4 protein-coding genes and 1 pseudogene are annotated in these 11,282 nt (G+C 70.4%); 1 reads left to right on the forward strand and 4 read right to left on the reverse strand.

The window, feature by feature from the left end; genetic code table 11:
* Window positions 1-2,101 (forward strand): annotated as a pseudogene (locus ENSA5_RS38235) (capsule biosynthesis protein CapB); the annotation flags it as partial.
* A 147-nt stretch (window positions 2,102-2,248) separates the two neighbouring features.
* Here ENSA5_RS38235 and ENSA5_RS25390 read toward each other — a convergent pair.
* The 4 genes from ENSA5_RS25390 to ENSA5_RS25410 form a co-directional block, all read right to left on the reverse strand.
* On the reverse strand, window positions 2,249-4,072 hold the full coding sequence (locus tag ENSA5_RS25390) for an IgGFc-binding protein (RefSeq protein ID WP_181198136.1): 1,824 nt from the start codon (window positions 4,070-4,072) through the stop codon (window positions 2,249-2,251).
* An 86-nt stretch (window positions 4,073-4,158) separates the two neighbouring features.
* Entirely contained in the window at window positions 4,159-4,995 is an 837-nt protein-coding gene (locus ENSA5_RS25400; protein WP_146156105.1) for a hypothetical protein, read from the reverse strand.
* 24 nt (window positions 4,996-5,019) lie between these two features.
* Window positions 5,020-7,443, reverse strand: coding sequence for an AAA family ATPase (locus tag ENSA5_RS25405; RefSeq protein WP_106394286.1), 2,424 nt, complete (start codon window positions 7,441-7,443; stop codon window positions 5,020-5,022).
* Entirely contained in the window at window positions 7,440-11,279 is a 3,840-nt protein-coding gene (locus ENSA5_RS25410) for an AAA family ATPase (protein ID WP_106394287.1), read from the reverse strand. The genes ENSA5_RS25405 and ENSA5_RS25410 overlap by 4 nt, the downstream gene beginning before the upstream one ends.
* Between the last annotated feature and the right edge of the window lie 3 nt (window positions 11,280-11,282).

The following is an 11,282-nucleotide window of genomic DNA, read 5'->3' on the forward strand; positions in this document are numbered from 1 at the left end:
GTCGGGGACCGAGCGGCTCAAGGCCGGGCTGTTTCACGGCCTCGGGTTTCGGACCTTCTCGAAGACCACCGGGTGCGAGGCGATGTTCATCCACGCCGCGCCCCTCGGTCCGCAGGTCGAGATCTACACCTTTCGGCCCTACGGCAAGGCCACGATCTGGGAGCAGCGCGACCTCCTTCAGCTCGCCGCCGGGCTGCGCAGCGAGGTGTTCTTGTGGGAGTGCATGGCGCTCAACCCCGAGTACGTCGACATCCTCCAGCGCGGGTGGATGCGCGACGACTTCGCTACGATCACCAACACCTACCCCGACCACGAAGACATCCAGGGCCCGGCCGGTATCGACGTCGCGACCGTCGTCGGTCGCTTCATCCCCGAGGGCAACCCCACCATCAGCTCCGAGCTCGGCTTCAACCCGGTGCTGCGCGACTCGGCCCAGGACCGCGGCGCCGAGTTGATTGAGGTTGGCGACCACGACGGCGACCTGCTGCCCGACGATCTGCTCGGGCTGTTTCCCTACTCGGAGCACCCGCGCAACATCGCGCTGGTCGCCGAGCTCGCCCGCCAGCTCGGGATCGACGACGAGCTCGCGATCGTGACGATGGCCGACTACGTGTACCCCGACCTCGGGGTGCTCAAGTTTTACCCTGAGGTCCAGGTCCGCGGGCGCACGCTCTCGTTCGTCAACGGCTGCTCGGCCAACGAGCGCGCGGGCTTCTTGAACAACTGGCGGCGCACGGGCTGCGTCGAGCTGGCCGCGGCCGCCGACCCGGCGCGGGCGGTCATCACCGTCGTCAACAACCGCGACGACCGCGTGAGCCGGTCCGAGGTGTTCTCGCGCATCCTGGTCAACGACGTCGCCGTCGACGCCCACGTGCTGATCGGAACCAACCTGGCCGGGCTCCAGATCTTCCTTGATCGGGCGCTCGACGCCTTTGCGAGCGAGCAGGAGCTCGTCGACGCCGAGGCCCTCGCGCAGGGCGGGGCCGGGCTCACGCGCGCGCGCAAGCGCCTCGCGGCCTTGCTAAAGCGAGTCCGCGCGCCGGTCGAGGGCTGGTGGGAGCAGCTCGCGACCATCTTGAGCATGGGCCTGGGCGCGCTCGGCCGCCGCTTCGACCCCGAGGGCAGCGAAGCCGCCAAGATCCGCGCGCACGTCGAGGAGCTGCGCGGGGCCGAGGGCAGCCACGAGTTCGAGACCGTCGTCGCCAAGCTCGCGAGCGACGCGACGCTCAACCAGGCGCTGCGCGAGGCCCATGATCACAGCGTCGAGGACGCGGAGCTCATCCACCCGCACGAGGTCGGGCGCGCGGCCGACTACGACGAGCTGCTCTCGCACACGCGCGACCGCATCGCTCGCATGGTCATCGCCGGACGCCTCGCGGCCAAGCTCGAGTCCGTGCTCGAAGCCCGCGACGCCGCCGCTTTGGCCAGCCTCACCGCGGAGCTGAGCAAGGCCTGGGTCGGCCTGTTTCGCGCCCAGCTGATCGTGGTCTGGGACGCGGGCGCGACCGGTGATCAGATCATCGATCAGTGCGCGCGGGCCGTCCCGCCCGGGGCCCACGTCACGATCATGGGCACCCAGAACATCAAGGGCACCGGCCTCGACTTCATCTACCGCTGGCAGGCGCTCGACGCCGTCCACGCCGGCCTGAAGCAGCTCGCGAGCGAGGACGAGCAGACCCGCCTCGACGCCCTGCGCAGCCTCGACGCCCACTCGGACTTCGGCTTCACCGACACTGGCATGCTCGTCGCGCGGCTGCCCGAGTTCACGGCCGGGACCGCCCAGGAGGCCTCCTTGCGCCACGCGTTGCGTGACAAGGCCAGCGCGATCCACAAGCAAAAGCTCGCCAAGCTCGACAGCGGCGCGAGCGGAGCCGCGGCCAAGGGGGGCAAGTTCTGGACCTGGGTCGAGGGCTGGATCGACTTCATCGACGGCGCGGTGCGCTATCGGCAGTCGCGGCAGCTGGTTCAGGATCTGATCGATTTTCGCGTCAGCCACAACAAGATGGCCGTCGAGATGCGCGGGATCTATGCCCGGGCCAAGGGCGGCTGGCTGGGCAAGGCGCTGGCGACGAAGCTCGGGGTCGGGGGCAAGAAAGCTTAGACCCCCCGCGGTCGGTCGCGCCCGAGCGCAGCCCGGTCGCTCGGTCGCTCGGTGGGTGCCTGGGCTGGACCGACGCCCGCCTGATCGCCGACCGCGAGTGGCTCGACGCCAGGCGGCGCGAGTGGCAGTGCGAGGCCTCGTGAACCCTCAGCCCGTCGGCAGGTCGATGCCGCCCGGGTACCAGTAGGACACCGCCGTGCCGTAGCCGTAGACCGACAGCCCGAAGGGCATGCCGCCTTCTTGGACCACGAGCCGGTGGGTCCCGTCGCCGTCGTTGGACAGCGGGACCCGGCGGACGCGCCACGAGCTCACGCCGACCTGCTCGGACCCGGCCGCGTTGATGATCGTGTCGCCGTCGAGCTCGATCGTCGTGTTCTGGTCGAACACGACGTTGACCCAGTTCTCGCTGTAGTCCGTCGGCGCGTAGATCAGGTACTCGCTCAGGTAGCGCTCGGTCGGGATCGCGAGGCTCATCGAGGGGTCGCCGCCGCCACCGAAGGCCGCGCCGGTCATATACTCGGCGACGAGGACCTTGTCGCTCGCGTTGATCGTGAAGCTCGAGGTCGCGTCGAACTCGACGTAGTCACCTGCGTACTGAATGCTGGTCGGCGCGCCCATGACCGCGGGGTTGTAGGACAGGCCGGTGTCGTCCTTGGTCGCGATGATGCGCACCATTCGGCGCGCGAGCTCGGCGCCGTTGGTTTGTGGTTGGATCGGCGCCGAGACCAGGTAGGTGTCGCTGGCCAGCTCGACGGGGATGATCGCGTCTTCGAGCCGGTCGCAGGCCGACACGTCGAAGGGCACGTTGGTGCACTTCGAGCCGCCGATCACCTGGATCGGTTTGTCGGCCACGATCCGCGTTCCGGTCAGATCCGAGGGGATCGGCAGCATCGGATCGGGGTCGGGCGCGCGCCAGCTGAACACCTCGAGCACGTCGCCGCGGTGCAGGGTGACCTCGCCCGTGCCGTCGGCCGAGACCCCGCCACCCTCGCCGACCACGCCGCCTGTGTTCGAGGGGAACAGCTGCACCTTGGTGTCTTGCTCGCGGCCAACCACGGCGTAAAAGCCCGGGAACTCGAAATTCTCGCCGAAGACCCAGTGGTTGCGCGAGACGACGATGTACTCGGTGCCCCACGAGCGCGCGGGGAACAGCAGCGACGCGTCGCCGCTGCCGGTGTTGGCCCCTTCGTTGGGGTTGAACTGGTAGACGCTGACCGGGAGCTCCGTCCGGATCCGATAGCCCGCGTCCTCGGCAAGCACGCTCGGCTCGAGCTCACCCGACGGCATCACGACCGACAGCTCGGGGACATCCGCGAGCGCGAGGGGCTGGACCGTGTTCGGTCCGACGAAGCTCTGCTGCATGCAGTTGTCGCCGCCACCTTGGGTGACGCAGACCGAGGTGCCCTGGTCGTTGCCGTTGGCGATGACCACGCCGAGATCGAGGGCCTGGCCGAGCAAGGCCCCGGCGGTCACGGTCGGGTAGAAGTCACAGCCCAAGAAGCCTCCGGAGATCTCGCTGCAAGGACCCGTGCAGGCCCCGGCGTCACACGTGAGCCCCTGGAGCGGATCGCAGTAGCTCTCGTTCCAGGCCGTGCCGTCCTCGTTGCAGACGCTCGCGATCGTGTCGCCCTCGCACATGCTCGTATCCGGAACACACAGGACGCAGCCGAGGCCGCCGACGCACTCGTCGCTGCAGACCTCCTCGCTGAGGCTGCCAGTGTCGTCGCAGATCTGCGCCGTGCCGTCGACGCAGACGATCTCCTTCGGCGTGCAGCCGTCGCCGTCGCCGTCGCCGTCGCCGTCCCCGTCGCCGTCCCCGCTGTCGCCGTCGCCGTCGCCGTCGCCGTCGCCGTCGCCCGAGGTCTCGGTCTCGGTGCCGTCGCTCCCATCTTCGGCCTCGCCGCCCGGGCATCCGGTCACCAACAAGGGCAGCGCGAGCAAAGGTGCGCGGGTCCAGTCATGAAATCGCATGACCGGAAGATATCAGACTCCGGCCCAGGCCCGAGGGTGGGCGCTCGTGCCCTCCGCTTTGGGGCGGCGCTGGGACAGCGCGACCGCTAATCACACAGATCCATCTTGTTTCCGTTGAGCACTTCTGCGCCGCCGACGGTGATCGCGGCGGCGAAGTCCGTGACCAGGCACTCGGACAGGTCCTCGTTGCTGACCACGCTCAGGTCACCGTTGACCGTGGTGACGCCGAGCCCCTCGAAGCTCGTGAGCGCGGGGTTGTCTTGGATGCTCAGATCGCCGCCGACGGTGGTCAGCTTGTCGAGGCCCGTGAAGTCGGTGATGAGCGCCGAGTCGGACAGCTCGAGGCCGCCGCTGAGCATGGTCAGCTCCTCGAAGCCGCTGTAGTCCGTGAGGTCGGGGTTGCTGGCGATCTCGAGCCGGCCCGCCGAGCTCAGGGCCGGAAACGAGCCGAGATCGGTCAGCCCGTCGTTGCTCGTGATGATGATTGAGCCGACGGTCGCGAGATCGTCCCACTCGAGCAGCGTCGGCATCACGCTGTTGCCCGTGATGATCAGGGTGTCGACCCGCTGGAGGTTCTCGAGCCCGGTCAGCGTGGTCAGCATCGGCGCGAAGCGGATCTCGAGGATCCCGATCTCGCGCACGTTCGACAGCGCGCTCAGGTTGGTCACGCCGCCTCCGGTGATGATCAGGCGCTCGGGTACGCACTCGCCGAGCTGCAGCTCCTCGATCTCGGAGTTGAAGTTGACCACGATGTCGGGCCCCGGGGTGTCGGTGTCGAGGCAGCTGGGCTCGCCGGTCTCGGTCTCGGTCTCGGTCTCGGCCGACGGCTCCTGTGTGGGGCACGCGGTCAGGGCGAGGGCGGCCCCGAGCAGGGCGAAGGCTTCGAGGCGGGCGAAGTTTGAGCTCAAGGCAAGGGCACGCACCGCGCGAGTATGCCAGGGCATCTGTCAGCGCGCGACGGTCGGCCGCTGGGCTGGGAGCACGACCGTGAGCGCCTCGGCTTCGCTCGGGGCTGGGCCCTCGCTCGCGCTGAGGACGTGAATGGTTCGGGCCCGCAGCGTCGGCGTGCGCGCGAGCAGCACAGCTAGCGGGGCCATGACCTGCTCCTCGAGCACGCGCTTGAGCGGTCGCGCCCCGCGGGTCGGGTGCCAGCCCCAGTCGGCCAGCGTCGCCCGAGCCTCGTCGCTCACGCTCAGGCGAAGCTCGCGGCGCGCGAGCCCGGTCCGCTTGCTCATCTTGGCCAGCTCGAGCTCGACGATCGCCCGGATGTCTTCGGGCGCGAGGTTGCGAAAGGGGATCACGAAGTCGATGCGGTTGAAGAACTCCGGGCGGAAGTGGCGGCGGACGGCCGCGTCGAAGCCCTTGGCCTGCTCGCGCGCCGACGTGGCCCCGAACCCGGCCGCGCCACGCTCGGACACACCGAGGTTCGAGGTCATGACGATCAGCGTCATGCGAAAGTCGACCAGCGATCCGCCCGCGTCGGTCATCCGGCCCTCGCCGAGGACCGCGAGCAGGAGATCGAAGACCTCGGCGTGGGCCTTCTCGATCTCGTCGAGCAAGATCAGCGACAGGGGTTGCTGGCGGACCTTCTCGGCCAGGCTCTCGACGCCGGGCCCGACCGCGAGCAGGCGCTGGGCCGAGCCCGGGAGCATGAACTCCGACATGTCGAGGCGGATCATGCGATCGGCGGCGCCAAACATGTAGCGCGCGAGCTGCTTGGCGAGCTCGGTCTTGCCGACGCCGGTCGGGCCGACGAAGAACAGGCTGCCGACCGGGCGCTCGGGATCGTCGAGCCCGGCCTTGAAGCGCGCGAGGACCCGGGCCGCGGTCGCGCACGACTGGTCCTGACCGACGACCCCGGCCCGGAGCCGCGCGGCGATCGTCTCGGGCCCGGCGACGGACTCCTCGCTGATGAGCTCGAGCGGCAGCCCGGTGTAGCGGGAGAAGGCGGCCGAGGCCTGCTGGGCGCGCAGGAGGGTGACTTCGCCCGGCGGAGTATAGGTTGGCGGGGCCGCGCCGCTGTCTTCGCTCCCGCTGTCGTCGTTGGGGTCGTCGGGCTCTGGCCGCGCGCGCTCGACCAGGGCCGTGGTCTCGTCGAGGCCCTGCTCTTGGTTGAGCCAGTCGAGGAAGCGAAAGCCCTTGCCCGGAAAGCAGCTGTCGCGGCGAAACAGCTCGAGGTGCTGGACGACGCGGCGCAGGGCCTCGGGCGGGAGCGCGAGCTTGGGGTTGACCCGGGCCTGGTAGGCGCGGAGCAGGCCTGGCATCGCGACGGCTGGGGTCGCGGCGATCTTGACGGTCGTGAACGCGGCCAGGAGGCGCGGCGCCTTGGTCTTGAGCTGCTGGTACTCGTGGGGGTGGCACTCGGCGATGAGGCTGAGCTCGTCGGCCTCGATCGCGGGCAGGAAGAAGTCCGCGATCGAGCTCCGGGCGGTGCGGACGTCGAGCAGCGGCGGGAGCTGGCCGACGTAGAGGTAGTCGCCCTCGTGCGAGAGCTCGTGGACCATGTCGAGGCAGCGCTGCTCCCACTGCCCGAGGTACATCATCCCGGCGATGATGCGCTCGGCCGAGGTCGACCAGATCCGTGGGCTGGTCCGGGCGCCAGCTGGACGCGAGCCTCGGCGCCGCCGGGAGAACTCGCGGGCCAGGGCCTCGACCCAGGTGGTCTTGCCGACCCCGGGCCCGCCGACCAGCAAGATCGAGGCCGGGGTCTCGCGCTCCCACAGGTGGGCGTGGCCGCGCAGATCCGGGGGCTCGACGAGGCGCGAGCGTCGGCGGCGGGCGTGTTGGACCAGCTCTTCGGCGACGGCGTGGAGGGTAGGGAAGGCCGCCCAGCTCGGGGGCTCGCCGCGCTTGCGCTTGCGTCGGCCGAGGACCGGCGGCGACCAGGTCTCGATCCGCTCGGGGCCGAGCGAGCGGAAGTCGAACAGTGAGCGCGCGGCCTCGCCGAGCAGCGCGGTGCTTACGGCCTGGCTGAGGACCTGCGGGGCGATGTCGAGATCCTCGAGGATGAACCACCAGTCGAAGCGGGGGAGCACGACCCGGTAGCCGCCCTTGTCGAGCTTCGACCACGCGAAGGCGAGGCGCAGGGAGATCGCGTCCTTGCCGATGACCCAGCGCTTGTGGACGACCGCGAGCGGGTGGACCTCGATCTCCACGGTCCGGACGTTGAGGGCCTCGTCCCACAAGAACGAGTCGATCGGCTCCTCGCGGACGATCATGTCGGCGAGGAGCTGCTCGAGGCCGGCGTAGACCTCGGCTTCGCTCGCGCCGAACACCGCGGGGGCCCGCTCGGCGTAGCCGCGCGCGAGCAGGGTCCCGGTCAGCTTGCCGTCGTGGTGGGTCACGAAGTAGACGCGCAGCGAGGGCTTCATGAGTCGCCCCCTGGCCCGAGCCCGGCGTCGGTGTTGCGGCGCTCGCGATCTTCGCCGATCGCCACGCCGACCCGCATCAGCCACAGCAGCGCCAGGACCGGCTCGAGCTGCGCGCGGTGGGGCTCGTCGTCTCCTGACTCGGGCTTGCGGCCCGCCCCCCTCGCTTCGCTCGGGCCCCCAGGCCCTGGGAGGCTGTCTTTGTCGTCTCCAAGACTCCCTCGCTGCGCTCGGCCCCCAGGTCCTGGGAGACTGTGGCTCGACACGTGGCTGAGCGGGTAGTCCTCGACCTCGACGCTGGCCGGGCGCCCGGGCCGGGCCTCTTCGAGCCGGAAGCGGCGGATGATCGGCAGCATCGCGTCGGGGTTGGGCGGGAGCTCGGTCCCGGCCTCGAGCGCCTCGATGAAGGCCTGGCGCTGGGCCAGGGTCCGGGTGATCAGCTGGGCGGGCTCGTCGCTGGGCTCGCCGTCGAGCACGCGGACCCGGACGATCTCGTGGCCGCCGCCGAGGGTCTCGAGCACCTGGCAGCCCGACTCGCCCGCGAAGAACTCGCGCACGCTCGGGCCGACGAGCTGGAGGACCAGGAGCTCGGGATCGTCGGCGCACAGCTGCTCGAACAGCTCGCGCCCGAGCTCCGGGTCGCGGATCCGGACCGAGACCACGTCGTCGATCCCGCCGCCGCGGCGCAGGCCTGCGCAGGCTTCGAGCTCCCCGCGGCCGCGGCTGCGGTAGGCGTGGGCGAGCTCGGCGAACAGCCCGGTCTGGTCGGCGGCGAAGCGACCCGAGCGGCGAGGATCGCTGATCCGCGAGAGCTCGAGAAAGACCACGTGCTGGCGAGGATCACGGGCGCGCTCGAGCGCGCGCTCGAGAAACCACACCTCGGCGATCGCACGGAGCATGGCCTGGCGCTCGCGCAGCGGCAGGCTCGGGTTGAATTGGCGCCGGTCGAAGCGGCGGACGCTGGGTTGGCTGCCGCCGCCGAAGGTCCGCACCCGCATCTGCTCCTGCGAGAAGCGATCGATCTCGAGCTGCTCACCGAGGCCCTCGTGGGGCCCCTCGCGCTCCTCGACCTGGCCGCTGAGGCGCTGATCGTAGGTCGCGTGGAGCTCGAGGGCCTCGCGCAGCCCGTGGATCTCCGAGCGCAGGATCTCGAGGTTGTAGAGCGCCTCGGTCTGATGGGTTGGGGCGCTGTCTTGGCCCTCGTCGGCGGCGTGGCGGTTGTAGGCCTCGAGCAAGGTCGCGAGGGTCTTGGACAGCTGCTCGAGCCGGGGGCTGCGCTCGAGCCCGCGCAGAAACGCGAGCGCGGCCGGGACCTGCTCGAGCAGCGCGGCGTTGGGCTGCTCGAGCAGCTCACCGAGGCGGCTGTCTTCGGGGATCGGATCGGCCTCGCGCAGGGCCTCTTCGTGGACCTGCAGGGCCGCGCGCGCCTGATCGCGCGGCTCCCCACGCGGTTCATAGATCCACAGCAGGCGCATGCTCGCCGCGCGCGAGCGCGTGAGCGTGTCGACCAGCAGCGAGCCGAGGTTGTCCTCGAGCCAGCGCTTGAGCGAGCGGGCCCCGTCGCGGGCGTTGAAGCCTTCGCGGACGATCTTGGCCAGGACCGCCTCGGTCGTCCGGACGAAGGAGTTGCGCTCGGCCAGGCCCCGGCGCCCGAGCAGGCGCGCGAGCTCCTTGCGCGCGATGATCCGGGCGGCGGGCTCGTCGAGGGGGCGAAATTCGACGACCCGATCGATGCGGTTGAACAGCTCGGGCGGGAAGAACTCGCGCACGGCCTTGGCGATGTCGAGCATGATCGCGCGGCGGTCGTCGCCGCCGAAGCCCATCGACGAGCTCCCGCCCGCGCCGAGGTTGGAGGTCATGATCACGACCGCGTGGCGAAAGTCGGCCACGTCGCCGCTCGCGTCGCTCAGCCGGCCGTCGTCGAAGAGCTGCAGCATCAGGTTGAGGACCGAGGGATCGGCCTTCTCGACCTCGTCGAGCAAGACCACGCAAAAGGGCTGGGCGCGGACCCGGCTGGTCAGCACGCCGCTGGGCTGGAAGCGATCGCCGATCAGCCGCGCGGCCGCGCCGGGCACGTTGTACTCGCTCATGTCGAGGCGAACGAGCCGGCTCTCGTCGCCGAACAGGTACTCGGCGAGGGCCTTGGCCATCTCGGTCTTGCCGGTCCCGGTCGGGCCGGTGAACAAGAACACGCCGTAGGGGCGGCCCGGGTCGCACAGCCCGGCCTTGATGCGGACGATCAGATCGCGGACCACGGCCACGGCCTGGGGCTGGCCGATGACCTGGGCCGCGAAGCTCGACGCGACCGCGTCGGCCTCGAGGGGGACGTCGGGGGCCAGGAGCAGGGCGGGCATCCCGGTCCGCTCGGACAACAGCTCGATCAGCTCGGGCGTGCCGACCTTGGGCCGACCGGTGTCCTCGCCGCCCCCACCGGCGTCGCCGCTTGCTTGGTGCATGAGGATCTCGGCGAGCTGCATCTTGGCCGCGCGCTCGCGCGAGGTTCGGTGTCGAGCCCCGAGCGCGCGGACGAGCTCGAGCGCCTTGCCGGGGTACGCGGTGCCCGAGTAGAGCGAGCCCGAGAGCTCGTAGATCGATCGGTAGACCCGCGGATCGAAGCCGCAGCCGAGCGCGAGCTCGAGCTTCCGGGCCTCGTGGACGAGCATGCGCATGGTCGTGCCCGCGTCGGTCGGCTCGACGTGGATGGTGGTGAACAGGTTGGCGAAGCCCGAGGCGTCGGCCTGGAGCTGCTGATACTGGGCGGTGGTGCACTCGGCGATCAGCGTGAGCTCGCCGCGGGCGACGGGCCCGCGAAAAAAAGCGGTGAGGCTGCGATCGCTCTGGCGCGACTCGCCGATCCGGCCCCAGGCGTGGAGATCTTCGGCCCACAGCACGATCCGCTTGGCGTAGGTCTCTTCGAGCAGCTCGATGCAGCGTTGCTCCCACTGCCCGAGGTAGCTCATGCCCGCGATGATCCGGCGGCCGCTGATCTGCCACACGTGGTGGACGCGATCGAGGTTCTGGTGGGCGGCCCAGCCGTCGGCCTCGAGCAGGTCGACGATCATGCGGTGGAGCAGCGTGGTCTTGCCGACCCCGGGCGGGCCGATCAGCAGGACCGGGGCCTTGCGCGAGCCACACAGCAGCTGGCGGAGCTGCTCGCGGTAGGGCGCGCGGACCATGCCGGGCGAGAGCTCGTCGTCGACGGCCTTGCGGGTGAGATCGAAGCCGAGCTCGCTGAGCAAGGTCGTGCCGGGGCGTCGCCTGCGGGTCCCGATCTGGGCCATCTCGGGCCCCTTTTGCTTGGCCAGCTGCGAGAGCAGCGACTTCGGCTCGGCTCGAAACGCGATGATCTTCAGGGTCTCGTCGCCGCGGCGGACGAGCTGCTCGAGCTGCTCGGGCTCGAGCCCCGCGGCCGACCAGCGCCGCTGGAACACCGCGTTGGCCAGCTCCTGCAACGAGTAGCGCTCGTTGAGCGGGAACCACTCGTGCGGGCGCATGGGGTGGTAGGCGATGTCGAGGGTCCGGGTCGGACCGAGCGGCCGCGGCTCGACGATGACCGGGACCCGCCGCGCGAAGCGGGTGCGCGCGTCGTCGGTCCGGACGCTGAGGTCGAGCTGGACGTGGTGGAGCCGACGGCCGCGGACGAGCTTCAGGGCGGGCAGCTCGGCGGGCAGGGCCCGACGCACGCGCTCACGGCACTCGGCGATGAAGCGGTCGCGGAGCTTGGACGAGGTCCGGCCACCGACATAGACCTCGCGCGCGCCGAAGCCCAGCGACCACCACTGGCTGAAGTTGTTGGACTGGCGCTGAAACACCGAGACGGAGAAGTCGAGCTGGGCCATGGG

Source organism: Enhygromyxa salina (assembly GCF_002994615.1).
Taxonomy (GTDB): Bacteria; Myxococcota_A; Polyangia; order Nannocystales; family Nannocystaceae; genus Plesiocystis; species Plesiocystis salina_A.